This is a genomic window from Planctomycetota bacterium, assembly GCA_016872555.1.
In the GTDB taxonomy this organism is placed as follows: domain Bacteria; phylum Planctomycetota; class Planctomycetia; order Pirellulales; family UBA1268; genus F1-20-MAGs016.
The window spans coordinates 1-23600 of record VGZO01000033.1 but is presented as its reverse complement, the minus strand read 5'-3'; the positions used below and the strand labels follow the sequence as shown (position 1 = coordinate 23600).

Sequence of the window (23600 nt, the reverse complement as noted above, 5' to 3'; positions counted from 1 at the left end):
CGTCCGGCGACGGGGCGTGGGCAGCCCCGACGTTTACCCTCTACCGCTGCCTGAGAGAATTCGACAAACCGAGGAGTCCGGGCTGTCGAGAGGTTCTGTGAGAGACACAAGGGAGAGCACATCCATGACCGGATCGATCGACTCAGTGATGCTTCCCCCGCGGCGGCGCCTCCTGGCCGAGGCGTCGATCGGCTTCGGCAGTGTCGCGCTCGCCGGCCTGCTCGGCCGCTCGGGTACCGCAGCGCCGCTGCCTGCCGGCGCGGCGCTGCCGCAGACGCACCATCCGGCCCGGGCCCGGCACGTGATCTTCTGCTACATGTCGGGGGGCGTGTCGCACCTCGACTCGTTCGACCCCAAGCCGCGCCTCGACGTCGACCACGGCAAGCCGCCGCCGATGAAGGTCGAGCGGACGATGTTCAACGACAACGGCCGCGTGATGCGCAGCCCGTTTTCGTTCACCCGCCACGGCGCGTCCGGGATCCCGGTCAGCAGCATGTTTCCCTGGATCGGGAAAATGGCCGACGAGCTCGCCGTGGTCCGCTCGATGACGACGCCGGTCAGCGAGCACGCCCAGGCCAACTTCCTCATGCACACGGGGTTTCCATTCCTCGGATTCCCGGGGGCCGGGGCGTGGGTGTCGTACGGGCTGGGCAGTGAAAACGCCGACCTGCCGGCGTATGTCGTCCTCCAGAGCGGCGGCGCGGCGGTGCCGCACGGCGGCGTCGGCCTGTTCAGCAACGCCTTCCTGCCGGGGCAGCACCAGGCCTCGATCCTCAAGGCCGACGCGGCCGAGGCGATCCGCAACATCACCCCCGCAGGTGCGGCCGACCTCCAGCGGCGGCGGCTCGACGCGGTGGCCGCGCTCGACCGGGGCTACCTCACCGCGACCGGCGCACCTGCGGCGGTGGAGGCGGCGATCGCCAATGCCGAGACGGCGTTCCGGATGCAGGCGGCGGTGCCGGCACTGTGCGAGTTGTCGGGGGAGTCGGCCGCGACGCTGTCGCGCTACGGCGTCGATTCGCCGAACGCCCCGACGGCGGCCTACGCGCGGCAGTGCGTGCTGGCACGGCGGCTCGTCGAACGCGGCGTCCGGTTCATCGAACTCTCCTGCCTGACGCAAAACATCGGCGCCGGCGGCGCCGGCAATCCCTGGGACCAGCACGGCGACCTCGAGAAGGGGCACGCGGCGATGGCGCTGCAGGTCGATCAGCCGATCGCCGCGCTGCTCGGCGACCTCCGCGACCGCGGCCTCCTTGACGAGACGCTCGTGGTCTGGGCCGGTGAGTTCGGCCGGACGCCGTTTTCGCAAGGGTCGAACGGCCGCGACCACAATCCGATGGCGTTCTCCGTGTGGCTGGCCGGCGGTGGCGTGAAGGGGGGCACGATTCACGGGGTGACCGACGATTTCGGCTACCGCGTCGTCGAGTCGCCGTGCTCGATCTACGACCTGTGGGCGACGGTCCTCCATCTCCTCGGCGTCGACCACGAGGAATTGACGTATCGTTGGGGCGGCCGTGACTACCGGCTCACCGATGTCCACGGCTCGGTGATCCGCGGGATCGTCGCCTGATCACGGTGCCGGCGTTGCCGGTCAGGCCGCGCCGAGCCCTTCGATGCGCCGCCAGGCGCTGATCTGGCCGAGGTGCATCATCATGTGGCCGCCGGCAAGGAACCCGGTCAGCGACCCGATCGACGGAAACAGTTCCGCCATCTGCCCCTTCATCGGATTGGCCTGCTGCAGGACCTCGTCGGGGGCGGCGCGGAGCGCGGCGATCGCCTCGGTGCAGCCGCGGCGAAACACCTCCACCACCTCGGCCATTGGCGGATATTCGGTGCCCGCGGTGTCGTCGACGCACTTCTCGTCCTTGGAGAACACAGCCGTGAACCGCTCCGGCATCGGGGTCGGCGTGCCGCCGAGCAGGGCGACGATCCGCGGCGTGTAGATGGCAAGGTGCCCGAGGACGAATGCCGGGTGGTTCGACTCCACCGTCGTCGGCCCTGCCGCCGCGAACCGGGCGAAGCGGTCGGCGCCGATGCCGGCGAGGAGGCGGTCGGCGTAGCCGAGCGACAGTTGAAGCGAATCGGCGATGCAGTTTCCGTGGCTGCGCGACATGGCTCTCTCCAGGAAAAGTGGAAGACGGACACGAGGGACGGGGACGCGATCGATCAGGGCAGGCTCCCGGCGGCGAACCGGCCGATCGCCTCGGGGAGGGCACGGCATTCCGCGGCGAACACCCGGGCGGCGAGCGACTCAGGCGTGTCGTCGGCGAGAACGGGGACCGTGCGCTGCACGAGGATCCGCCCATGGTCGTATTCGTCGTCGACGAGGTGGACCGTGCACCCCGACACGGTGCAGCCGCGGGCGAGGACGGCGCGGTGGACATGGAGGCCGTGGAAGCCCTTGCCACCGAAGGCGGGGAGGAGCGCCGGATGGATGTTGATCGTGCGGCTGGCGAAGTCGGCGGGAATCGGCAGGAGGTGGAGCCAGCCGGCCATGACGACCAGCGTCGCCCCGGCATCACGGCAGGCGCCAAATACCCGCGCGCTCCAGTCCCGGGCCAGAGCACCGTCGCGCGGGATGACCGCGACCTCGACGCCGTGCCGGCGGGCGACCGCCTCGGCGCCGAGCCCCGGCCGGCTGGCGACGACGAGCACGACCCGCGCCGGTAGTGAACCGGCCGCGGAGCACTCGAGGAGGTTGGCCAGCGACCGGCCGGACCCGGACACGAGCACGGCGAGGCGCGGCCGCTCCCCGGCGGTGCTCATGGCTCCGCTCCGGCCGGCAACGGGCGCAGCGTGATCACCAGCGCGTGGCCGTCGACGTCGTGCTCCTCGCGGTGGGCACCGGCGAGGGGGCCGGCGACCGCGAGCGTCTCGGCGTCGATGGTGCTGCGGTGCGCGGCGAGGGCCGCGGCGAGCTCCGGCGACGCCGTCTCCAGACCGAGGACGATCCGCTGCGTGAACTCCAGATCGAGCGTCTTCCGCGCCGCCTGGACGAGGTGCACGACCTCGCGCACGAGCCCTTCGGCGACCAGCTCGGGTGCCAGCTCCGTCGCCACGACGACGACGGCGCTGGCGCTCTCGGCCGCCGCCCAGCCCTCGCGCGCCGTGGTCCGGATCACCAGGTCGTCGCGCTCCAGCTCGGCGCTGCCGCCCCCGGCCAGCGGCAGCGTCGCGCGCCCCGCGCGCTGGACCTCGGCGAGCAGCGCCGGGACGTCGGCGGCGGCCAACGCCGCCTTCACGCGCGGCAGGTCCTTTCCGAGGCGCGGTCCGAGGCGCTTGAGGTCGGGGAGGACGGAGCGGGTGATGTAGCGATCGGGATCGCGGCAGACCTCGAACTGCTTGACGTTGAGCTCGTCGCGGACGAGGTCGGCGTGCGAGGAGAGCCAGGCGGCGTCGGTGGCGCGGTCGTCGGCGAGGATCACCTCGACCTTCGACAGCGGCTGGCGGACCTTGAGCCGGGCGCCTGCACGGGCGGCCCGGCCGAGCGACGAGACGTCGCGGACCAGCGCCATTCGGCGGACGAGATCGCGGTCGACGAGCCGGCTGTCGGCGGCGGGGTAGTCGGTGAGGTGGACGCTGTCGGGGACCCGGCCGCCGAACGGGCCGACGGCGAGGTTCCGCCAGATCGCCTCGGTGAGGAAGGGCACGAACGGCGCCGCCAGCCGGGCCACCGTGAGGAGCGCCTCGTAGAGCGTCCAGTAGGCGTCGAGCTTGTCGGGATTCCCGTCGGCGGAGAGGTCGGCCCGGCCGGCCGACCAGAAGCGGTCGCGGCTGCGCCGCACGAACCAGTTGCTCAGGCCGTCGACCAGGGCCGAGATCCTCCCGGCGGCCGCGAAGTGGTCGAAGGCGTCCATCCGCTCGATGACCTCGGCGACGGTGTCGGCGAGCTCGGCGAGCATCCAGCGGTCGAGCTCGCAGCGCTCCCCGGCCGGGCGCCAGCCGCGGGCGCGGGCGAGGTCGTCGTGTTCGAGCCGCCCGGGATCGTCGAGGAGGGCCGCAGGGTCGAAGCCGTCGATCCGGGCGTAGATCGTGAAGAACGACCAGACGTTCCAGAGGCGGAGGAGGAACTCGGGCACGCTCTCGCGGATCGCCTTCTCGCTGTAGCGGATCGTCGACCAGGGGGGCTGGGCGGCGAGGAAGTACCAGCGCAGGGCATCGGCGCCGTAGGCGTCGAAGATCACCGCCGGTTCCTTGTAGTTCCGCTTGCTCTTGCTCATCTTCTGCCCGTCCTCGCCGAGCATCAGCCCGAGGACGATGCAGGTCCGGAACGGGTGCGGCCAGTCTGCCGGCGGGGCGGCGACACCCGCGGGCAGCGTGGCCGGCCCGGAGCCGCCGAACAGGAGTGTGCTGATCGCCAGCTGGCTGTAGAACCAGCCGCGCGTCTGGTCGATCGCCTCGGAGATGAAATCGGCGGGAAACTGGCCGGCGAACTCGGCAGCGCCGGTGTGCGGCCAGCCCCACTGCGCGAACGGCATGGCGCCGGAATCGAACCAGCAGTCGATGACCTCGGACACGCGCCGCATCCGGCTGCCGGGGGCGAACGGCGAGTCGTAGGTGACCGCGTCGATGTACGGCTTGTGGACGCGGAGATCCTCGCACAGCGACGGGTCGGCCGCCTTGGCGCGGTCGAAGAGCTCGGTCCCGGCGACACCCGGCTTGGCGAGGAGCGCCGCGTAGGAGGGCAGCGCCTCGGCGCGCCCGGTGGCCTCGCAGACCCAGATCGGCAGCGGCGTGCCCCAGTAGCGCTCGCGCGACAGCGCCCAATCGACGTTCGACTCGAGGAAGTTGCCGAACCGGCCGTCGCGGATGTGCTCGGGGAGCCAGTCGATCCGGGCGTTGTTGGCGAGCATCGCCTCGCGGAACCGCGACGTGCGGATGAACCAGCTCTCGCGCGGGTACTGGAGGAGCGGGTCGTCGTCGGCGCGCCAGCAGAACGGATAGTCGTGGACGTACTGCTCCTGGTGGACGAGCAGGCCGCGCCCCTTGAGGTCGCGGACGATGTCGCGGTCGACCACCTTGACGAACCGGCCCGCTCCGAGCGGGAAGGCGTCGGTGAACGTGCCGTCGGGGGCCACCGGGCAGAGCAGTTCGACGGCGGCACCGTCGCGGAACCGCCCCCGCTCCGCGACGAGCACGCCGTAGTCGACCTCGCCGAACGCCGGCGCGACGTGGACGATTCCCGTGCCCGAGTCGACCGTCACGAAATCGGCCGCCACCACCCGCCAGGCCGGTGCCTGCGTGCCGCCGGTGGCGAGCGCGGCCGGGGCGGGCCCGTCGGTGGGACGAAAGGTGTCGAACGGCGGACGGTACGAGCGCCCCACCAGGTCGCTGCCGCGGAGGGTGGCGACGGTGTCGAACGGCTGCTTGAGCTTCTCGACGAGTGCCCCGGCCAGCGTCGCGGCGACGACGTATTCGGGGCCGTCAGCGGCTCCGGCGGCGCGGAGCACGGCGTAGTCGAGGTCGGGCTTCACGGCGGCGAACTGGTTGGCCGGCAGCGTCCACGGCGTCGTCGTCCAGGCAACGATGCTCCGCGCCGTCGGCCGGCCGGCGGCGTCGAGCAGCGGCAGGGCGACGTACACGCTCGGGTCGGCGACCTCCTTGTAGCCCTGGCCGACCTCGCCCGCCGACAACGCCGTGCCCCCCTGCGCCCACCACCAGACGATCTTGTGGCCGCGGTACAGGAGGCCGCGCTCGAAGAGGTCGGCCAGCGCCCACCAGACGCTCTCGACGTACGCCTTGTGGTAGGTGACGTAGGCACTCGAGAGGTCGAGCCAGAAGCCGATCCGCTCCGTGGTCGATTCCCACTCGCGCATGTAGCGCCACACGCTCTCCTGGCAGCGGTGGATGAACGGCTCGACACCGAACGCCTCGATCTCGGCCTTCGAGTGGATCCCGAGCGCCTTGCAGACCTCGACCTCGACCGGCAGGCCGTGGGTGTCCCAGCCCGCCTTGCGCTCGCAGAGTTGGCCGCGCATCGTCCGGTAGCGCGGGTAGAGGTCCTTGATGGTGCGGGTCAGGCAGTGGCCCGGATGGGGCATGCCATTGGCGGTCGGCGGCCCTTCGTAGAACACGAAGCGAGGCGCGCCGCGGCGCTGCTCGAGGGAGCGCCGGTAGACGTCGGCACCCTTCCAGAATTCGAGGATCGAGCGCTCGAGGGCGGGAAAATCGGGGCGGCCGCCGACCGCGGCGAACGGAGCCATGCGCGGCGGCCTCCTAGGGGCGGGCCGCGCCGGCGGACTGGACCGCAGCGCCGATGATCGCCCGGAGCTTGGGCTCCGCCCCGCGGGCGACGGCGAGGATCCGCTCCACCGTCGCCACCTCCAGCGCGTCGGGGAGGCACATGTCGGTGACCACCGACAGGCCGAGGACCTCGAGGCCGGCGTGAACCGCGACGATCACCTCGGGCACGGTCGACATGCCGACGACGTCGGCGCCGATCCCGCGGAGAAACCGGTACTCCGCCCGGGTCTCGAGGTTCGGGCCGGTGACGGCGACGTACACACCGCGGTGGGCGACGAAATCGCCGCGCCGCGCCACGCCCAGCGCCGCATCGATCAGCCGCGGCGTGTAGGGGGCCGACATGTCGGGGAAGCGCGGACCGAGACGCTCGTCGTTGATCCCGACGAGCGGATTGTCGTTCATCAGGTTGATGTGGTCCTCGATCACCATGATGTCGCCGGTGCGGAACTGCGGATTGAGACCGCCGCAGGCGTTGGTCACGATCAACAGCCCCGCCCCGAGCCGGTGGAGGACGCGGACGGGGAAGGTGATCTGGGCGAGGGGATAGCCCTCGTAGGCGTGCATCCGCCCCTCCATGACCACCACCGGCACGCCGTCGAGCAGGCCGCAGACCAGTTGGCCGGCGTGGCCGTGCGCGGTCGAGCGGGCGAAGTGCGGGATCTCCTCGTACGGGATCCGCACCGCGTCGGTCATCGCCTCGGCGACCGCCCCCAGGCCGCTGCCGAGAATGATGCCGACGGCCGGTCGGCCTGGCCAGCGCGAGCCGATCGCCCCGCAGGCGTCGGTGATCTTGTCGTACAGGTCGAGCATCGGTGTCGGGCCCCCGCGGCGCGGTGGGCTATGGCCGGAGAAGGCCGAGGAATTCCGGCCGGTCGCGGAGCGAGGCCAGATCGGGATCGTTGCGCATGAAGTCGAGATCGGCGTAGCCGAGCCCGACCGCGGTCCGGAGGCTCTCCAGCGCCTCGTCGCCACGGCCGGCGACGGCCAGCGAGCAGCCGAGATTGTAGCGGGCCAGCGGATCGTGTGGCAGGCAGCACACCAGTTGACGATCGATCTCGACCGCCCTGTCGGTGAGCCCCTTGCGCGCGGCCAGTTCGCCGAGTGCCCGCAGGGCGTCGACCGCCCGCTCGTTGCGGGCGATCACACGCTCGAGGAAGTCGATGTCGAAGTCGAGCTGACCGAGGCGACCGAACCACGCCCCCTCGGCGCCGCGTGAACGCTGGTCCGGCCGCGGAAGTGGACCGCGACGCGATTCACCGCGCTGTTCCTCGGGGGTTGCCATGCCGGCTCACTTCTTCCTGCCCGGCCCCTTCGCCGGCGGGGGCGGCGGGGGCGCGTCGCCCTCGTCGGGGTGGTCCCAGTCGGGGTCGTGCTCGTCCTCCTCGAAGTCGTCGTCGAACTCGTCGTCGAAGTCCTCGAACGCGGAATCCTCGTCGGCCAGCGGCTGGTCCGGCGCGAGCGGTTCGTCGTCGACGAGGTCGTCCTCGTCCTCTTCGTCGGGGTTGTCTCCCGCCCGGAGCGGCTGCACGGCCGGCCGGGGAGCGGGCAGCGCTGTCGGGCACGGACCGGTCCACGCCGGTGTGGATGACGGACGGACGGGAAATGGAATCATCGACGAGAGCATTGGGGGAGTCCGCTGACAGGAACCGGGCGCCGAACCGTGAGCAGGCCGTGGATGACGTGACACGCCGCAGGACGCGGTTGGAGGTCGGCCGGGCCGACGCCGGTCGTGCTCCCGCCGTCGGCCTCTCGGAACAGGGCACCGAGAACCGTTTCCAAGACCAGTTAGGAAACCGTGTCGGGCGGGGGCCGTCAAGGCGGGCGGCAGTCGCCGGAGCCGCCAGTCCGCCGGCGACGCCCTTTCCCCCCTCGGAAACAGCCGGCGCACCCGTCAGGTGTGGTAGTCGGCATTGAGGTGGACGTACTCCGCCGTCAGGTCGCTGGAGTAGAAGCGGATGGCACCGGGACCGTCGTCGAGGTCGAGCTCGATGAGCGTCTCGCGCGCTGCACGGATCGCCGCCGACACCGCTGCTCCGTCGAACGGCACCGGTGCCCCGTCGCGGAACAGCAGCGTGCCGTTGAGGTGGAGCGTGAGCCGTCCGGGATCGAACACGACGCCGGAATAGCCCGCCGCCGAGACGATCCGCCCCCAGTTGGGGTCGGCGCCGTGGATCGCCGTCTTCACCAGCGGGCTGTCGGCCACGGTCCGTGCGATCCGCCGCGCGTCGTCGCGGCTGGTGCAGCCACGGACCTCGACCCGGAGGACGTGCGTCGCCCCCTCGCCGTCGTCGGCGATCTCCCGGGCGAGCGTCGCACAGGCCCCCTCGAGCGCCCCGCCGAACGCCTCGAGCGCGGCGCCGGCCAGCGGCGGCGCACCGGCGGCGCCGTTGGCGAGGAGGAGGACGGTGTCGTTGGTGCTGGTGTGGCCGTCGACGCTGACGCAGTTGAACGTCACCTCGGCGGCGGCCGCGAGGAGCCGCTGGGCGTCGGCCGGGGCGAGGGCCGCGTCGGTGAGGACGACGCCGAGCATCGTCGCCAGCCGCGGTCCGATCATCGCCGCCCCCTTGGCCATGCCGAACAGCGTCTGCTCGACGCCGTCGGCGGTGAACGTCGCGCCGGCGAACTTCGGCCGTGTGTCGGTCGTCAGCATCCCGCGGGCGGCCGTCACCGCCGCCTCGGCATCGCTGCCGAGGCGCTCGGCGACGGCGTCGATCCCGGCGGTGATCTTCGCCAGGGGGAGGAACTCGCCGATGATCCCGGTCGAGAGCACGAGGACTCCCGCCTCGTCGACGCCGATCCGCGCCGCCGCCGCGGCCGCCATCCGCCGCGCGTCGTCGAGGCCGCGGGTGCCGGTGCAGGCGTTGGCGTTGCCGGAATTGACGGCGATCGCGCGAAACCCGGTGCCGGGTGTCCGCGCCCGGTCGAACGCGACCGGCGCCGCGTGGACGAGGTTGGTGGTGTAGACGCCGGCCGCGGTCGCCGGCCGGTCGGACACGACCAGCGCCACGTCCTCGCGCGTCGGATTGCGCTTCAGCCCGGCGTGGACGCCGGCCATCCGGTAGCCGCGGGGCACGCGCGGAATCGGGAGCTTGACCGCCGTTTCGGTGATCGCCATGGCAGGGGCCCGTCGCGGAAAGGGGAGGGAAATCGCCGCCGGCTCACTCCAGCGCCGTCGTCTCGGGGAAGCCGAACATGCAGTTGAAGTTCTGCACGGCGGCGCCGCTGGCCCCCTTGACGAGGTTGTCGAGGCAGCTGATCACCAGCACCCGGCCGCGGACGACGCGAACCGTGACGTCGCAGCAATTGGTGCCGACGCAGTCTTTCGTGGCGGGGAGGTGGTCGACGACGCGGATGAACGGCTCGCCCCGGTAGGCGTCGCGGAGGATCGCGAACGCTTCCGCCTCGGTGATCGGCCCCCGTGGCTTGAGGTAGATCGTGGCCAGGATCCCCCGGTCCATCGGCGCCAGTTGCGGCGTGAAGATCAGCTCCGGCCGCCGGCCGGTGTGGCGGGCGACGACCTGCTCCATCTCCGGCGTGTGGCGGTGCCGGCCGACGTTGTAGGCCGACAGGCTCTCGTTGCACTCGGGGAAGTGCGTCGTCAGCTTCGGCGACCGCCCGGCACCGCTGACGCCGCTCTTGGCGTCGACGATGATGTCGTCGTCGTGGAACCTGCCGCTGGCGAGGAGCGCCGCGAGGGGGACGATCGCCGCCGTCGCGTAGCACCCCGGGTTGGCCACGAGCGGCGCCGCCGGGATCGCCGCACGAAACAGTTCGGGCAGGCCGTAGACGGTCGTGCCGAGGCGCGTGGGGTCGGGATGGGTGTGGCCGTACCACTCGCGGTAGGTGGGTTCGTCGTCGAGACGGTAGTCGGCGCTGAAATCGACGACCCGCGCCCCGGCGGCGACGACCCGCGCCACGACCTCGGCGCTGGCCGCGTGGGGCAGGCAGCTGAACACGCAGGCGGCACGGGCGGCGACCGCTTCGGGGTCGAGGTCCTCGAGCGCCAGGTCGAGCCTGCCGACGAGGGAGGGGTGGACGCTGGCGATCGGCGGCTTCCCCTCCTGGCGGCTGGTGACGGCCACGATCCGCGCGTGGGGGTGGCGGAGGAGGAGTTTGATCAGCTCGAGGGCCGTGTAGCCGGTGGCTCCGAGGATCGCGACGGGAACGGGGCTGGCCATCGTGCGCACCGCGGGCTGGGGAAAAGGGAGTGAGACTATACCCCCTTTCGCTCCCGGTCGTCAGCGCCGCCGGCCGGCGCCGAGCCGTTCGCCGACGAGCGCCACCAGCCAGCGGGCGACCGTCGCCTTGGCCCCCTGGCGCCGCCCGAGGCACGCGCCGGTCCTGTCGTAGACGGCGACGGCGGTCCGCGCCGCCTCGAGCGCCGGCAGGTCGTTGCAGACGATCAGGTCGCAGCGTTTGGCGACGACCTTCGCCACCGCGCGCCGCGGGTCGGCGCCGACCTCGAGCGCGAAGGCCACGAACCACTGCCCGGCCGCGGCGCGCGTGGCCAGCGTGGCGACGACGTCGACGGTCGGCTCGAGTGCGACGGAGAGGCCGGCGCCCGAGCGCGGGATCTTCCCCGGCTGCCGCTCGACCGGCTGGAAGTCGCAGGGTGCCGCGACCGCGATCACGCCGTCGACGTCGGGGAGGGCCTCGAGCCCCGCAGCGAGCATCTCGGCGGTGGTCGTGACCCGCACGACCCGTGCCGCGGCCGGATAGCGGACGGATACCGGGCCGGAGACGACGGTGACGCGATGGCCGGCGGCGAGCGCCGCGGCGGCGACGGCGGCCCCCATCCGTCCGCTCGAGGCGTTGGTGAGGAAGCGGACGTCGTCGAGGTAGGCGCGGGTCGGGCCGGAGGTGATCAGCACGCGGGCCATCGTCGCCTCGCCGGTCAGGGACGGCGCGGTCGGCCCGCGAGGGCCGCCGCCAGGGCGGCGGCGATCTCGGTGGGCTCCGCCATCCGCCCCGCCCCCTGCTTGCGGCACGACAGCCAGCCGACACCCGGCGGCACGACGACGGCCCCGTCGGCCGCGACGCGCCCGACGTTCCGCTGCACCGCCGGCTTGGCCCACATCGCGGCGTTCATCGCCGGGGCGACGAGCACCGGGCACTCGGCGCACAGCAGCAGCGTCGCGAGCAGGTCGTCGGCGATCCCGGCGGCCATCCGCGCCAAAAGGTCGGCCGAGGCGGGGGCGACCACGACCGCATCGGCCCGCTCGGCCAGTTCGATGTGGGCGCCGAGCGGAAAGCGCTGCGGGTCGAAGACGCGCGTCGCCACCGGGCGGCCGGTGAGCGCCGCGAAGGTCGCCGTGCCGACGAATCGCCGCGCCGCCGGCGTGAGCACCGCCGTGACACCGGCTCCGGCCTGGACGAGCTGGCTGGTGAGGACCGCCGCCTTGTAGGCCGCGATGCCCCCCGCCACGCCGACGATGATCTCCCGCCCCGCCAGGTGGGCGCCGGCCGCCGTGCCGCACGCCGGGTCGGAGTCCGGTGATTGAGCCATGGGCGTCGGTGCGTCAGGGCGGGGCCGGGGAAGTCCCTTCGGTCACAGCTCGGCGGTGAAGTCGAGCGGTCCGCCGGCCTCGGGCGACTCTCCGGTGATCCGGAGGTTGGACGACGTGTCGAGGTAGATCTTGTCCTGTTTGATCTCCTCGATGACGATCTGCATCTTGTCGTCGCTGTCGATGTCGACCAGCGGCCGGCCCCCGGCGTTGAGCGCCACGAGGCGCTTCTGGATCAGCGTCGACAGTTTGAACCGCCCGCCGACCTTGTTGACGATCTCTTCCTCGCGCAGGTCATCGATCATGGGTGCACTCCATCCAAACGGGATCCAGTCGGCGTCGAGCACGTCGAACGGCTGGTGACGGGTCAGGGAGACGATCGGGGGGCGGTGTCGAACGCGGGGCGCGACGATGGCGGGGCACGCCGGACGTCGGTCGCGGCAGGCAGGTCGGCGGAGGTCAGGCTGGCAGCGGCATGCGGGGAGCGGAGGCCGGCGTCTTCGAGGATGGCGATGATCTCGTCGACGGCCCGGGACGACTCGTCGTTGACGACGCGGTGGCGGTAGCGGTCGGCCTGGTCCAGTTCCCGGTGGGCCACCTCGAGCCGGCGGGCCATGGCCTCGGGGGTTTCCGTCCCGCGGCGCTGGAGCCGTCGTTCGAGGTCGGCCCGCTCCGGCGGGGCGACGAAGATCGTCACCGCGTCGGGAAACCGATCGACGATTGACAGTGTACCTTCGACGTCGATCTCGAGGACGACCCACGCCCCGGCCGCCAGCCGGGGGACGACCTCGTCGACGAGCGTCCCGTACCAGTGTTGCCGGCCGTAGACGCGGCAGCACTCGAGGAACTCCCCCGCCTGACGCCGGCGCTCGAACTCCTCCGCGGAGAGGAAGTGGTAATCGACGCCGTCGCTCTCGCCCTTTCGGGGGGGGCGGGTCGTGGCCGAGACACTCGGCACGAGCGCCGAGGCGCGCTCGAGAAGCATCCGCAGGAGGGTCGATTTGCCCACCCCGGACGGACCGGAGATGACCACCAGACGGCCATGCGGTGCAGCGCTCGGCTGATCCATCGCTGCGTTGTACAGCACGGCGTCGCGGCCGACCACCGCCGGCCCCGTTCACTCCAGATTCTGGACCTGTTCGCGGAGCCGTTCGACCCGGGTCTTGATCTCGACGACGGCGTGGGCGACGGCGACGTCGGCCGATTTCGACCCGATCGTGTTGGCCTCCCGGGCCAATTCCTGCGAGAGGAAATCGAGCTGCCGCCCGGGGGATTCGTCGGCGAGCAGCCGGACGAACTGGGAGAGATGGCTGTCGAGCCGGACCAGCTCCTCGGCGATGTCGCTGCGATCGGCCAGCAGGGCGATCTCGCGGGCCAGGTCGCCGTCGGCGATCGTGACGCCGAGGCCGGCGACCGCCCGACTGATCCGGTCGCGGAGCCGCAGCCGGTGCTCGTCAAGGAGCGCCGCCGACCGGCCGGCGATCCCGTTTCCCAGCCCCCGGATCTCGGCGCAGCAGGCCTCGAGGTCGCGGGCCAGCGTTTCCCCCTCGCGGCGACGCATGGCGTCGACCTTGTCGAGAGCCGCAGCCAGCACCCGCGACACGAGTGGCCACAGGGTCTGGAGCGACTCCTGCCCCGGCCAGTCCTCGACGAGGATCCCGGGCAGCGACAGGAGCCCGCCGACGTCGCGCGGCACGGGCAGGTCGCGCTGGCTGCAGAAGTGCTCGAGGTCGTCGAGGTAGGCGGCCAACTGGGCGCAGTCGAGCCGCCGCCGGGCCAGCGCCTGCGGGCCATCGAGATCGAGCGTCACCTGCACGGCGCCGCGGCGGATCCGCTTGCGGACCTCCGCCTCGATCGTCGCCTCGAGCGCGGCGTAGCCTTCGCGCGTCCGCAGGGCGAGCTTGAAGAACCGGTTGTTGACGACCCGGACTTCGATGCGGCAGGTGTTGCCGCCGTCGCTGGCCACCGCGTCGCCGCATCCGGTCATGCTCGTCGGCATCGTGACCGGCTCAGGGGGCGGGGAAGGGGCCGGTGACGACCGAGAACGCGGCACCGTGCGACGGCATCGAACAGGGCATCATGGGGCCGGCGCGGCGGGCTGGGCTTCCGCGGCGGGAGCCGCCTCGCCACCCGGGGCTGCAGTCGCGGCCGGCGCGGCGGACCCTGGCTCACCGGCCGCCGGCGCGGCGGGGAGGGAGGCACCGGGCGCTGCCGCCGGTGTGCCATCGGCCGGAGCCGCCTGCGTGGCAGCCGGTGCGGCTCCGCCGAGGTTGGAGCTGATGAGCGACTGCCGGCGGCCGAGGATGTTGAGCGCGAGGATGCAGAGCACGATCCAGAACGTCGCCACGCCGACGGTGATCTTCGTGAACACGTCGCCGGCCTTGGTTCCGAAGGCGCTCTGCCCACCGGCGCCGCCGAACGCCCCGGCCAGCCCGCCGCCGCGCCCGCGCTGGATGAGGACCAGCAGGATCAGGAACAGCGACGTCAGGACCAGCATCAGGCCGAGGAAGAAGTTGATCAGCGACGACATCGGAACACTCCAGGACAGGGCTCCCACCGGCTTCCGTGGGCCGCGGGCTCACGATCATACGGTGCCGACCGCGCCGCGCCGACCGCAGTGCACGGTGGGGGCAGTTGGCCGCAGTCGGCGGCGCGGCTACCCGGCAAACGCCCGGGCGATCGCCAGGAACCCGGGGGCGTCGAGGCTCGCGCCGCCGACGAGGGCTCCATCGATGTCGGGCTGGGCGGCGAGGACCGCAGCATTGTCGGCCTTGACGCTGCCGCCGTACTGGATCGGGACCCCCGCGGCGACCTCCGGCCCGGCCAGCGTGGCGAGCAACTTCCGGATCAGGGCATGGACCGCCTGGGCCTGCTCCGGCGTGGCGACCTTCCCGGTGCCGATCGCCCACACCGGCTCGTAGGCGATCACGAGGCGGGCGATCGCCGCCGCGTCAAGGCCGGCGAGCGACCCGTGGATCTGGGTGGCGACGACGTCGTCGGTCCGCTCCGCCTCGCGCTCCGCCAGTGTCTCTCCGACACACACGATCGGCGTCAGGCCCGCGGCGAGCGCCGCCTTGAGCTTGGCGTTGACGACCGCGTCGGTCTCGCCGCACAGCGTGCGGCGCTCGGAGTGGCCGAGGATCACGTAGCGGCAGCCGAGGTCGACGAGCATCGCCGGCGCGACCTCGCCGGTAAACGCCCCGCTCGCCTTGTCCCACGCATTCTGGCCGCCGAGGCCGACACCGCCCCCTTCCTGCCCCAGGCTCGCGCCGACCGAGTCGAGATACACCGCCGGCGGGCAGACGACGATCTCGGCCCCCCGCACGTCACCGGCGCCGCGTGCCACCGCGGTGGCCAGCGCCCGGGCTGCGGCGCGGTCGAGATTCATCTTCCAGTTGCCGGCGACGATCGGGCGGCGTTCAGCCATGGGGATCTCCTGGAGCAGGGGACGGTGCGCGGGAGGGCGCCGTATCAGCCGACGGCGGCGGCGGCGGCGTAGGAGCCGAGGATCACGACACGCTTGCAGCGGGATTCGAGCGCCCGGATCGCACGCTTCACCGGCTGGTCGTCGCGGTGCCCCTCGAGCTCGACGAAAAACACGTAGCCGCGTTCGGCGCCCGGTAAGGGAAACGACTCGATCCAGGTGAGGTTCAGCTTCTGGCGCTTGGGGATCGCCAGGGCGTCGGCGAGGCCGCCGGGGCGGTGCTCGATCTCGAACATCAGCGCCGTCCGGTCGCGGCCGGTGCGGGCCGCGTCGGCGTGGCCGATGACCGCGAACCGTGTCGTGTTGCCGGCGACGTCCTCGATGTTCTCGGCGAGGACGTTGAGGCCGTAGTGGACGGCGCTCTGCCGGCTGGCGATCGCGGCGGCATGGGGCGTGCGCGCCGCGGTCTCGGCGGCGACGGCGGTGCTGGTGACCTCGGTGAGCCGCGCCTCGGGAAGATGCCGCGCCAGCCAGTTGCGGCACTGCGACAGGGCCTGCGGCCGGCTGTAGACCTCGCGGATCTGCGTCCGGTCGCAGGCGGCGAGGAGGTTGTGGTGGATCCGCAGCGGGACCTCGGCGCAGATCTTCACCGGGTGGCGGAAGAAGTTGTCGAGCGTGTCGGCGATCCGGCCGTCGGTGGAGTTTTCCAGCGGCACGACGCCGTAGTGGCAGTGGCCGGCGAACACCTCCTCGAAGGCCGCCGAGATGCTCGCCACGGGGACGAACTCGACGGCGTTGCCGAAGCGGTGGAGGGCGGCGAGATGGCTGTAGGTCCAGGCCGGGCCGAGGTGGGCGACGCGGAGGTGCTGCTCGATCGCGCGCGACCCGCTGATCAGCTCGCGGAACACCGCCTTGACGCTCGCCCCCGACAACGGCCCGGGGTTGAGCCCGGCGACGCGTTCGAGGACCGTCTCCTCGCGCGACGGGTCGTAGGTCTGCTGTCCGGAGGCCTTCTTGAGTTGGCCGATCCGCCGCGCGACCTGGGCGCGCTCGTTCATCAGTCCGACGAGCGCCCGGTCGATCCGGTCGATCTCACCGCGCAGTTCGCCGAGATCGGCCGACAGCGGGGCAGCTGCGGCGGTCGCCGTCGGCGGCGCGATCGGCGACGGTGGCGGGGCGGGGCGGGGCGTCTTCGCCATCGGCGTCAGGGTGGTACGGAAGGAACCAGGGGACGCCCGCCGGCCAAAATGGCAGCCGTGGGAACGACAGGGGGTACGTCGTCAGACAAGCCCCAACTGTAGTCGGAAAGCGGGGTGCGGAAAAACGCGAAGTTTCACCCCTGCGGCATCGGCTCCCCCGCAGCGACGCCCGCCAAAAGCCGCCGGCACGGGCTTTGCTCACCAAATGAGGGGTCAGCCGGCTGCCGTTCGCCCGACCGGGGCGATCGCGGCCGGCCGACGGGCAATGGGGTGGCTGCCGTCGGCGGGCGCGCCGCGGCTGCCATGCCCCACTTCGACCGTTCCGATCACCAGCGGGGACACATTCATGGCGACCAAGCAGGGCGAGAAGATCATCGGCATCGACCTCGGCACGACCAACTCGGTGGTCGCCGTGATGGAGGGGAAGGAGCCGAAGGTGATCGCCAACAAGGCGGGCAATCGCCTCACGCCGAGCGTGGTCGCCTTCAACGACAAGGGTGAGACACTCGTCGGCGACGTCGCCCGCCGCCAGGCGGTGACCAACCCGAAGCGGACGATCTACTCGATCAAGCGCTTCATGGGCCGCCGTCACAACGAGGTGGCCGGCGAGGAGAAGATGGTCCCGTACGAGGTCGTCGGCGGGCCGCAGGATTACGTCAAGGTCCGCGCCGGCGACAAGGAAATGACCCCGCCGGAGATCTCCGCCAAGGTTCTCCGCAGCCTCAAGGAGGCGGCCGAGAGCTACCTCGGCCACAAGGTCAACAAGGCGGTGATCACCGTCCCGGCCTATTTCAACGACGCCCAGCGGCAGGCCACCAAGGATGCCGGGCAGATCGCCGGCCTCGAGGTGATGCGGATCATCAACGAGCCGACAGCCGCGGCGCTCGCCTACGGCCTCGACAAGAAGGCCCAGGAGAAGATCGTGGTGTTCGATCTCGGCGGCGGGACGTTCGACGTCTCGGTGCTCGAGGTCGCCGACGGCGTGTTCCGCGTGATCGCCACCAACGGCGACACCCACCTCGGCGGCGACGACTTCGACCAGACGCTGATCAACCACGTCGCCGACCAGTTCAAGCGTGAGCAGGGGATCGACCTCCGCAAGGACACGATGGCCCTGCAGCGCCTCCAGGAAGCCTGCGAGAAGGCGAAGAAGGAGCTGTCGAGCGCCCAGAGCACCGACATCAACCTTCCCTTCATCACCGCCGACGCGACCGGCCCGAAGCACCTCCAGATCACGATCTCGCGGGCCCAGTTCGAGCAGATGTGCGACCACCTCGTGGAGAAGTGCCGCGGGCCGGTGATCCAGGCCCTCAAGGACGCCAAGCTCGATCCCAAGGACATCGACGAGGTCGTCCTCGTCGGCGGTTCGACGCGGATTCCGAAGGTCCAGGAGCTGGTCAAGAAGCTGTTTTCCAAGGAGCCCCACAAGGGCGTCAATCCCGACGAGGTCGTCGCCCTCGGCGCGGCGATCCAGGGGGGCGTGCTCGGCGGCGATGTCCAGGACGTGCTCCTCCTCGACGTCACGCCGCTGAGCCTGGGCATCGAGACCGAGGGGGGCCTGTTCACCAAGCTCGTCGAGCGCAACACCACCGTCCCCACCGAGCGAAAGCAGGTGTTCAGCACCGCCGCCGACAACCAGACGGCGGTCACGGTGAGCGTGTTCCAGGGAGAGCGGCCGATGGCCCGCGACAACCGCCTCCTCGGCCAGTTCAACCTCGAGGGCATCCCCCCGGCGCCGCGCGGCACGCCGCAGATCGAGGTCAAGTTCGACATCGACGCCAACGGCATCCTCGCCGTCAGCGCCAAGGACCTCGGCACCAACAAGGAGCAGTCGGTCAAGATCGAGCAGTCGAGCGGCCTCAACGAGACCGAGATCGAGCGGATGCGGAAGGACGCCGAGGTCCACGCCGAGGAGGACAAGCGGAAGCAGCGCCTCGCCGAGGCCCGCAACCGTGCCGAGGCGCTCTGCTTCCAGACCGAGAAGCTGATCAAGGAACACGACGCGAAGCTCTCGGCGGCCGACAAGGCGCCGCTCGAGGCGGCGGTGACCAAGGCTCGCGAGGCGGCCAAGGGGGACGACGTCGATGCGATCACGTCGGCCCACGACGCCCTCGAGCAGGCGGCCCACGCCCTCTCGAAGGTGCTCTACGAGGCGACCGCCGCCCGGGGCCAGGGCGAGCCGGCACCGGGCCCGAAGGACGACACGATCGATGCCGAGTTCGAGGTGAAAAAGGACGCCTGACGGCAGACACCGCGCCCCCGGCGGGGCCGATCCATCCGACACGGGCAGGTGCCCGTCGCCACGGCCGGCACGTGCCGCGGGCGGCGGGTGGCCTGCCCGCGTTCGCGCCCGGACGCGCCGACGACGTCACACCATGACTTTCAACCAGACGAGGTGACCAGTGGCCGTTCGCTTCGACAAGTTCACGATCAAGGCCCAGGAAGCGGTCCAGCGCGCCATCGACGTGGCGGCCGACCGGGGCAATCCCCAGGCGACGCCGGTTCATCTCCTGGCGGCGCTCGTCGGCGAGCGCGAGGGGATCGTCCGTCCGCTGCTCGAGAAGGTCGGGGTCGACCGTGGCCACCTCGAGCGGATCGTCGAGGCGGAGCTGTCGCACCTTCCCAAGGTGTCGGGCGGCGCCCAGCCGCAGCCCGACCAGGAGCTGATGAAGGTCTTCGAGGGGGCGGTCGCCGAGTCGGCGACGATGAAGGACGAGTTCGTCTCCACCGATCACCTCCTCCTCGCCCTCGCGAAGACGCCCTCGAAAGCCAAGAACCTCCTCCAGCTCGGCGGCGTCGCCGAGAAAGACCTCCTCGCCGGCCTCCGCGCCGTGCGCGGCAGCAGCCGGGTCACCGACCAGAGCCCGGAGGAGAAGTTCCAGGCACTGGAGAAATATGGCGTCGACCTCGTCCAGCGCGCCAGCCAGGGCAAGCTCGATCCGGTGATCGGCCGCGACGCCGAGATCCGCCGCGTGATCCAGGTGCTCTCGCGGCGCACGAAGAACAACCCCGTGCTGATCGGCGAGCCGGGGGTCGGCAAGACGGCGATCGCCGAGGGGCTGGCGCTGCGGATCGTGCAGTCCGACGTGCCCGAGAGCCTGCGCAACAAGCGCGTCATCGCGCTCGATCTCGGCGCCCTGATCGCCGGCACGAAATACCGCGGCGAGTTCGAGGACCGGCTCAAGGCGATCCTCCGCGAGGTCGAGGCCGCCGCCGGAGGCGTGATCCTGTTCATCGACGAGCTCCACACGATGATCGGCGCCGGCGCCGCCGAGGGGGCCGCCGACGCCGCCAACCTCCTCAAGCCGGCGCTGTCGCGCGGCGAGCTGCGCTGCATCGGTGCCACCACGCTCGACGAGTACCGCAAGCACATCGAGAAAGACGCGGCCCTCGAGCGCCGCTTCCAGCCGGTGATGGTCGGCGAGCCGAGCGTCGACGACACGATCGCGATCCTCCGCGGCCTCAAACCGCGCTACGAGGCCCATCACAAGGGAGTGAAGATCAAGGATTCGGCCCTCGTCGCCGCAGCCGAGCTTTCCAACCGCTACATCGCCGACCGCTTCCTCCCCGACAAGGCGATCGACCTCATGGACGAGGCGACCAGCCGGATCGCGATGGAGCTGCAGAGCGTGCCGAGCGAGATCGACGAGGTCCAGCGCCGGCTCGTGCAGCTCGAGCTCGCCGCCCGCCAGCTCGCCGAGGAGACCGAGGAGCACGCCAAGGAGCGCCTCCGCGACATCGAGGAGGAGTCGGCGACGCTGCGGACGAAGCTCGCCGGCCTTCGCGAGCAGTGGGAGGCGGAGAAGAGCGGCGCGGGGAGCGCCGGGGAACTGCGCCAGCAGCTCGACGCCGCCGAGCTCGCCTTCGAGCAGGCGAGCGTCCAGATCAAGGAGCGGCAGGCCTCAGGGCAGCCGGTCGGCGAGGAGCTCTACCAGACTCTCTACGAGCTCGACCAGAAGCGCCGCGCCCTGGCGGCGCGGGCCGAGCAGGAGGAAGAGCAGGGACCGAAGGGACCGAAGGGGGCTCAGCCCGGCAAGCGTCTTCTGCGCCGCGAGGTCGGCCCCGAGGAGATCGCCGAGGTAGTCAGCGCCTGGACCGGGATCCCGGTGACGCGCCTCGTGGAGAGCGAGCGTGCCAAGCTGCTCGTCCTCGAGGATCGCCTCCACCAGCGGGTCGTCGGCCAGGACGAGGCGGTCGAGGCGGTCAGCGACGCCGTCCGGCGCAGCCGGTCCGGCCTCCAGGATCCCAACCGGCCGATCGGGTCGTTCATCTTCCTCGGGCCGACGGGCGTCGGGAAGACGGAGCTGTGCAAGGCGCTGGCAGAGGTGCTGTTCGACGACGAGAACGCGATGGTCCGCCTCGACATGAGCGAGTTCATGGAGAAGCACACCGTCTCGCGGCTGATCGGCGCCCCGCCGGGCTACGTCGGCTACGAGGAGGGGGGCCGCCTCACCGAGGCGGTCCGGCGCCGGCCGTATTCGGTCGTCCTCCTCGACGAGATCGAGAAGGCACACCGCGACGTGTTCAACGTGCTGCTCCAGGTGCTCGACGACGGCCGGCTTTCCGACAGCCTCGGCCACACCGTCGACTTCACCAACACGATCGTGGTCATGACCAGCAACATCGGCAGTCAGGTGATCCAGGAGATCACGAAGGAGGGGGGCTCGCAGGAGGAGGTCCGGCAGGCGGTCAAGGAGGCCCTCCAGACCCGGTTCCTCCCCGAATTCCTCAACCGGATCGACGAGACGATCGTCTTCCATCCGCTCGACGAGCGTCACATCGAGCGGATCGTCGAGATTCAAGTCAAGCGGCTCGTGGCCCAGGCGGCCCGGGCGGGAATCGCGCTCGAGTGCACTCCGGTGGCGATCGCCGAAATCGCCCGGCTCGGCTACGATCCCGTCTACGGGGCGCGGCCGCTGAAGCGGGTGATCCAGCAGCAGTTGCAAAACCCCCTCGCGCGCGAATTGCTCTCGGGTCGGTTTCCCGAGGGGAGCCACGTCCGGGTCGACTTCGTCCAAGACGAGTTCACCTTCACGCCGGTCTCCTGATCCCGGTGGTGGCGAGACGCCGATGAGCGACGGCACGACCACCGACGGTGCGGAGCCGAACAGCCCCCTCGACGGCCCGGCCATGCCGCGGGCCGCGCATCGTCCGATCCCGCGCGACGTGCTCGGCTGCATCGTCGCCGGCTACGAGAAGGGGGGCACGACACTCGTCAAGGATCTCCTCCGCAACACCGGCCGGCTGCGGAGCGCCTTCGAGGGGGGCCTGCTGCTCGCCGAGCATCCGGCCGACGGTATCCCCGAGCCGTACGGCGCGAACCTTGTCGAGTCGTGGCAACTGCGGGCGGATTTTCTCGACCGCTACCGGCGGTGTGGCTCGTTCGAGGAGGGCTATCGGCTGCTTCGCGACGAGTGCTACATCCGGCGCAAGGAGCTGCCGCTGATCGACAAGACGCCGCGTTACATGGCGTGCCTTGCCGACGTGCGCAGGCGCGCCCCGGGATCGCCGGTGGTCGTGGTCCTCCGCGATCCGCTCCAGGTGACCTGCTCGTGGCTCCGGCTGGGCAACACGGTCACCGATGCAGCGGCGGCGATCCGGCTGTCGACGATCGGCCTCGTCGACGCGACGCAAGAGTCGGCCGACACGGTATGGCTGCTCCCGTTCGCCGCCGCCGCGGCCGATCCGGCGGGCGTCGCCCGAGAGCTCCAGGCGTGGCTGGGGCGCGAGTACGTGCCCTACGATCCGACGCACCAGCTCGGCACGTCGCCGGCCGGCGAGGCGCCGCCGCCGGGAGTCGATACCGCGCGGCTCGACTTGTCGCGCCGCTGGACGGCCGCCGAGCTCGCGGCGATCGCGGCCGACCTGGATCGGCTGATCCCATGGTGGCGGCTGGTACCGGCCGTGCCGTCTGGACCGCTGTCGGCGATCGGCAGGGAGATGGTGGCGCTACGCAACGCGGTCCACGCGGCGAACGAGTCGGCGAACGAGTCGGCGAACGAGTCGGCGAACGAGTCGGCGAACGAGTCGGCGTGACGGCGGCGGCGCGTCGCGCCCCGGCTCAACGCTTCCGCTCTTCGAGGCCCATCGCGGCGATGATTCCCTCGCAGCCGGTGGTCATCTTCCGAAGCTTTTCGGCCATCATCAGCTTTTCCGACGTCGTGGCCTTCTTGAGCTTGGTGCGGAACTTCGCGACCTTCTGCTTCCGGTGCCGGCGCCGCTTGACTTCCTTCATCCGATTGCTGATGCCGCCCATGGTGGTCTCCGGCGTGTACGGGGAAGCGGCGGGGCGACCGCCAGGCTCCAAACTCTAAAAAACCCGGCTCTGCCCGTCAAAGCCACTGCGTTGGTGCGGCCTTCCCGGGGGGCGCGTAGACTTCTGCTCTGGACGTTTTCCACCGCTCCGCGGGCGGTCGCCGCGCGATGGACTCGGTACTGAGTCGGCGGTGGTCGAGATGGCGGGGAGACGGTCGAATGGATGGGTGGCAGAGCGGTTGAATGCACCGGTCTTGAAAACCGGCAGCGGCGAAAGTCGCTCGTGGGTTCGAATCCCACCCCATCCGCTTTCGGGAATAGCGTCTTTTACGGCCTCGGAGCCCCATTCCGCCCTTCGGGCCATTCCACTCCAACTAGCCCTTCGGGAATGGCGACTTGTCAACGACTTGTCGAGAGAGGGCAGCAAGGCCAGAAGTACGCCGGTGCTCGGGAGGCCGGCCGGAATAGGTCACGACTTGCTCGGAAACAAGTCGCCGAAGACCGGGAACGAGTGAGGCGAGAACCCGCGCTCCCTGAAGTCCTGCCCCTCCCCAAGATTCCCTCCCGAAATCGTGCGGGACAGGCGGGACAGGGCTCCAAGCTGAAGCCCTTCAAGGTGATCGGGCGAATCGCCTGCTGGACAGCGCCTGGACAGCCTCGGGGTGAGCCGCGGAAGGTCCTCGAGCGTTCCCAAACCTCGCTGACCAAGACCCTCCCGGGGGAACCGTCCGGGGTCTGTCCCGCCCCTGTCCACGTGCTGTCCAAGACGCCCCTCAACGCTTCTCCTTGAGGGACTTGGCTTTGCGTCGCTGTCCCGGCTGTCCCGGGGTTTTTCGAGGGAGTATCGGGGAGTCTCAACGAGCCGACCCGCTCGACGGGAACGAGGCTCTGCTGTGTACGAGCTCCCTACGCGCTGAACGCGGCAGCGAGCACCGCACTCAACCCAACGGCCAACGCCAACCAACCCACGACCAG

General features: G+C 71.1%; 21 protein-coding genes and 1 tRNA gene. 5 read left to right on the top strand and 17 right to left on the bottom strand.

Annotated features, from left to right (window positions below):
• Nucleotides 1–124: 124 nt before the first annotated feature.
• Nucleotides 125–1570: a DUF1501 domain-containing protein gene (locus tag FJ309_11740; protein MBM3955267.1), complete on the top strand. Its 1446-nt coding sequence runs from the start codon at nucleotides 125–127 to the stop codon at nucleotides 1568–1570.
• A 21-nt stretch (nucleotides 1571–1591) separates the two neighbouring features.
• Here FJ309_11740 and FJ309_11735 read toward each other — a convergent pair whose 3' ends face one another.
• The 16 genes from FJ309_11735 to pheA form a co-directional block, all read right to left on the bottom strand.
• Nucleotides 1592–2113, bottom strand: coding sequence for a DinB family protein (locus tag FJ309_11735; GenBank protein MBM3955266.1), 522 nt, complete (start codon nucleotides 2111–2113; stop codon nucleotides 1592–1594).
• Between the two features lie 53 nt (nucleotides 2114–2166).
• The gene (locus tag FJ309_11730; protein ID MBM3955265.1) at nucleotides 2167–2766 is read right to left on the bottom strand and encodes a phosphoribosylglycinamide formyltransferase; all 600 of its coding nucleotides are present in this window, start codon (nucleotides 2764–2766) and stop codon (nucleotides 2167–2169) included.
• Complete coding sequence (locus FJ309_11725; protein ID MBM3955264.1) at nucleotides 2763–6203, bottom strand: isoleucine--tRNA ligase; 3441 nt, start codon at nucleotides 6201–6203, stop codon at nucleotides 2763–2765. Before FJ309_11725 ends, FJ309_11730 begins: the two co-directional genes overlap by 4 nt.
• A gap of 13 nt (nucleotides 6204–6216) precedes the next feature.
• A complete protein-coding gene (locus FJ309_11720) occupies nucleotides 6217–7053 on the bottom strand; it encodes a purine-nucleoside phosphorylase (GenBank protein ID MBM3955263.1) in 837 nt (278 codons plus the stop codon).
• Between the two features lie 28 nt (nucleotides 7054–7081).
• Nucleotides 7082–7525, bottom strand: a complete 444-nt coding sequence (locus FJ309_11715) for a hypothetical protein (protein ID MBM3955262.1) — start codon at nucleotides 7523–7525, stop codon at nucleotides 7082–7084.
• A gap of 6 nt (nucleotides 7526–7531) precedes the next feature.
• Nucleotides 7532–7867, bottom strand: a complete 336-nt coding sequence (locus FJ309_11710; GenBank protein ID MBM3955261.1) for a hypothetical protein — start codon at nucleotides 7865–7867, stop codon at nucleotides 7532–7534.
• A 267-nt stretch (nucleotides 7868–8134) separates the two neighbouring features.
• Complete coding sequence (gene argJ / locus FJ309_11705; protein MBM3955260.1) at nucleotides 8135–9358, bottom strand: bifunctional glutamate N-acetyltransferase/amino-acid acetyltransferase ArgJ; 1224 nt, start codon at nucleotides 9356–9358, stop codon at nucleotides 8135–8137.
• Between the two features lie 43 nt (nucleotides 9359–9401).
• Nucleotides 9402–10421 (bottom strand): N-acetyl-gamma-glutamyl-phosphate reductase, encoded by a 1020-nt coding sequence (locus FJ309_11700; protein MBM3955259.1) that lies wholly within the window; start codon nucleotides 10419–10421, stop codon nucleotides 9402–9404.
• Between the two features lie 60 nt (nucleotides 10422–10481).
• Nucleotides 10482–11123, bottom strand: a complete 642-nt coding sequence (locus FJ309_11695; protein ID MBM3955258.1) for a phosphopantothenoylcysteine decarboxylase — start codon at nucleotides 11121–11123, stop codon at nucleotides 10482–10484.
• 14 nt (nucleotides 11124–11137) lie between these two features.
• Nucleotides 11138–11749 carry a phosphopantothenoylcysteine decarboxylase gene (locus FJ309_11690; protein MBM3955257.1) on the bottom strand — a complete coding sequence of 204 codons (612 nt, stop codon included), beginning with the start codon at nucleotides 11747–11749 and terminating at the stop codon, nucleotides 11138–11140.
• 42 nt (nucleotides 11750–11791) lie between these two features.
• On the bottom strand, nucleotides 11792–12052 hold the full coding sequence (locus FJ309_11685; protein ID MBM3955256.1) for a DNA-directed RNA polymerase subunit omega: 261 nt from the start codon (nucleotides 12050–12052) through the stop codon (nucleotides 11792–11794).
• 62 nt (nucleotides 12053–12114) lie between these two features.
• Nucleotides 12115–12816 (bottom strand): guanylate kinase, encoded by a 702-nt coding sequence (locus FJ309_11680; GenBank protein MBM3955255.1) that lies wholly within the window; start codon nucleotides 12814–12816, stop codon nucleotides 12115–12117.
• 48 nt (nucleotides 12817–12864) lie between these two features.
• On the bottom strand, nucleotides 12865–13746 hold the full coding sequence (locus FJ309_11675; protein ID MBM3955254.1) for a YicC family protein: 882 nt from the start codon (nucleotides 13744–13746) through the stop codon (nucleotides 12865–12867).
• A 78-nt stretch (nucleotides 13747–13824) separates the two neighbouring features.
• Complete coding sequence (secG, locus tag FJ309_11670; protein ID MBM3955253.1) at nucleotides 13825–14265, bottom strand: preprotein translocase subunit SecG; 441 nt, start codon at nucleotides 14263–14265, stop codon at nucleotides 13825–13827.
• Nucleotides 14266–14403: 138 nt separating this feature from the next.
• On the bottom strand, nucleotides 14404–15174 hold the full coding sequence (locus FJ309_11665) for a triose-phosphate isomerase (GenBank protein MBM3955252.1): 771 nt from the start codon (nucleotides 15172–15174) through the stop codon (nucleotides 14404–14406).
• Nucleotides 15175–15218: 44 nt separating this feature from the next.
• Entirely contained in the window at nucleotides 15219–16370 is a 1152-nt protein-coding gene (pheA, locus tag FJ309_11660; GenBank protein MBM3955251.1) for a prephenate dehydratase, read from the bottom strand.
• 346 nt (nucleotides 16371–16716) lie between these two features.
• On the opposite strand from pheA, the gene dnaK reads away from it, so the two are divergent.
• From dnaK to FJ309_11645, 3 genes are all read left to right on the top strand, one after another.
• Nucleotides 16717–18612, top strand: a complete 1896-nt coding sequence (gene dnaK, locus FJ309_11655; protein MBM3955250.1) for a molecular chaperone DnaK — start codon at nucleotides 16717–16719, stop codon at nucleotides 18610–18612.
• Nucleotides 18613–18772: 160 nt separating this feature from the next.
• A complete protein-coding gene (gene clpB / locus FJ309_11650) occupies nucleotides 18773–21418 on the top strand; it encodes an ATP-dependent chaperone ClpB (GenBank protein ID MBM3955249.1) in 2646 nt (881 codons plus the stop codon).
• A 22-nt stretch (nucleotides 21419–21440) separates the two neighbouring features.
• Nucleotides 21441–22406 (top strand): hypothetical protein, encoded by a 966-nt coding sequence (locus FJ309_11645; protein MBM3955248.1) that lies wholly within the window; start codon nucleotides 21441–21443, stop codon nucleotides 22404–22406.
• Between the two features lie 25 nt (nucleotides 22407–22431).
• Here the strand turns inward: FJ309_11645 and FJ309_11640 are convergent, their stop codons facing one another.
• Complete coding sequence (locus tag FJ309_11640; GenBank protein MBM3955247.1) at nucleotides 22432–22626, bottom strand: hypothetical protein; 195 nt, start codon at nucleotides 22624–22626, stop codon at nucleotides 22432–22434.
• Between the two features lie 220 nt (nucleotides 22627–22846).
• Between FJ309_11640 and FJ309_11635 the strand changes: the two genes are divergently transcribed.
• Nucleotides 22847–22933, top strand: a tRNA-Ser gene (locus tag FJ309_11635).
• Nucleotides 22934–23600 lie beyond the last annotated feature (667 nt).

What these genes read in the sequence shown, in the direction of transcription:
- FJ309_11740 (MBM3955267.1), top strand. Translation starts at nt 125, where the DNA reads ATGACCGGATCGATCGACTCAGTGATGCTTCCCCCGCGGCGGCGCCTC.
- argJ (MBM3955260.1), bottom strand. Translation starts at nt 9,358, where the DNA reads ATGGCGATCACCGAAACGGCGGTCAAGCTCCCGATTCCGCGCGTGCCC.
- FJ309_11725 (MBM3955264.1), bottom strand. Translation starts at nt 6,203, where the DNA reads ATGGCTCCGTTCGCCGCGGTCGGCGGCCGCCCCGATTTTCCCGCCCTC.
- FJ309_11730 (MBM3955265.1), bottom strand. Translation starts at nt 2,766, where the DNA reads ATGAGCACCGCCGGGGAGCGGCCGCGCCTCGCCGTGCTCGTGTCCGGG.
- FJ309_11645 (MBM3955248.1), top strand. Translation starts at nt 21,441, where the DNA reads ATGAGCGACGGCACGACCACCGACGGTGCGGAGCCGAACAGCCCCCTC.
- FJ309_11665 (MBM3955252.1), bottom strand. Translation starts at nt 15,174, where the DNA reads ATGGCTGAACGCCGCCCGATCGTCGCCGGCAACTGGAAGATGAATCTC.
- FJ309_11710 (MBM3955261.1), bottom strand. Translation starts at nt 7,867, where the DNA reads ATGCTCTCGTCGATGATTCCATTTCCCGTCCGTCCGTCATCCACACCG.
- FJ309_11735 (MBM3955266.1), bottom strand. Translation starts at nt 2,113, where the DNA reads ATGTCGCGCAGCCACGGAAACTGCATCGCCGATTCGCTTCAACTGTCG.
- FJ309_11680 (MBM3955255.1), bottom strand. Translation starts at nt 12,816, where the DNA reads ATGGATCAGCCGAGCGCTGCACCGCATGGCCGTCTGGTGGTCATCTCC.
- FJ309_11715 (MBM3955262.1), bottom strand. Translation starts at nt 7,525, where the DNA reads ATGGCAACCCCCGAGGAACAGCGCGGTGAATCGCGTCGCGGTCCACTT.
- pheA (MBM3955251.1), bottom strand. Translation starts at nt 16,370, where the DNA reads ATGGCGAAGACGCCCCGCCCCGCCCCGCCACCGTCGCCGATCGCGCCG.
- FJ309_11685 (MBM3955256.1), bottom strand. Translation starts at nt 12,052, where the DNA reads ATGATCGATGACCTGCGCGAGGAAGAGATCGTCAACAAGGTCGGCGGG.
- FJ309_11690 (MBM3955257.1), bottom strand. Translation starts at nt 11,749, where the DNA reads ATGGCTCAATCACCGGACTCCGACCCGGCGTGCGGCACGGCGGCCGGC.
- FJ309_11720 (MBM3955263.1), bottom strand. Translation starts at nt 7,053, where the DNA reads ATGCTCGACCTGTACGACAAGATCACCGACGCCTGCGGGGCGATCGGC.
- FJ309_11640 (MBM3955247.1), bottom strand. Translation starts at nt 22,626, where the DNA reads ATGGGCGGCATCAGCAATCGGATGAAGGAAGTCAAGCGGCGCCGGCAC.
- FJ309_11695 (MBM3955258.1), bottom strand. Translation starts at nt 11,123, where the DNA reads ATGGCCCGCGTGCTGATCACCTCCGGCCCGACCCGCGCCTACCTCGAC.
- dnaK (MBM3955250.1), top strand. Translation starts at nt 16,717, where the DNA reads ATGGCGACCAAGCAGGGCGAGAAGATCATCGGCATCGACCTCGGCACG.
- FJ309_11675 (MBM3955254.1), bottom strand. Translation starts at nt 13,746, where the DNA reads ATGCCGACGAGCATGACCGGATGCGGCGACGCGGTGGCCAGCGACGGC.
- FJ309_11700 (MBM3955259.1), bottom strand. Translation starts at nt 10,421, where the DNA reads ATGGCCAGCCCCGTTCCCGTCGCGATCCTCGGAGCCACCGGCTACACG.